This window comes from Bacillus cereus (genome assembly GCF_002577405.1).
GTDB classification, from domain to species: domain Bacteria; phylum Bacillota; class Bacilli; order Bacillales; family Bacillaceae_G; genus Bacillus_A; species Bacillus_A cereus_AU.
This window is the reverse complement of the sequence record NZ_NULR01000049.1, coordinates 1-227: the sequence shown is the minus strand read 5'-3', so window position 1 is coordinate 227 and position 227 is coordinate 1. Positions and strand designations below refer to the sequence as shown.

Genomic DNA, 227 nt, shown 5'->3' with positions numbered 1-227 from the left:
GCACCAGTAGCACCTGTGTTGCCTTGAACGCCCTGAGGACCAGTAGCACCCGTGTTCCCTTGAGCACCTTGAGGCCCAGTGGCACCAGTAGCGCCCGTGTTGCCTTGAACGCCCTGAGGACCAGTAGCACCCGTGTTGCCTTGAGCGCCTTGAGGTCCGGTAGCGCCAGTAGCACCCGTGTTGCCTTGAGCGCCTTGAGGTCCAGTGTCCCCCGTAGCGCCTGTGTT

Annotated in this window: 1 protein-coding gene; it reads right to left on the bottom strand. The window is 62.6% G+C overall.

The annotated features are described in order from the left end of the window. The coding region (locus COC96_RS26965) for a hypothetical protein (RefSeq protein WP_306475342.1) at positions 1-227 on the bottom strand (227 nt) is incomplete at both ends.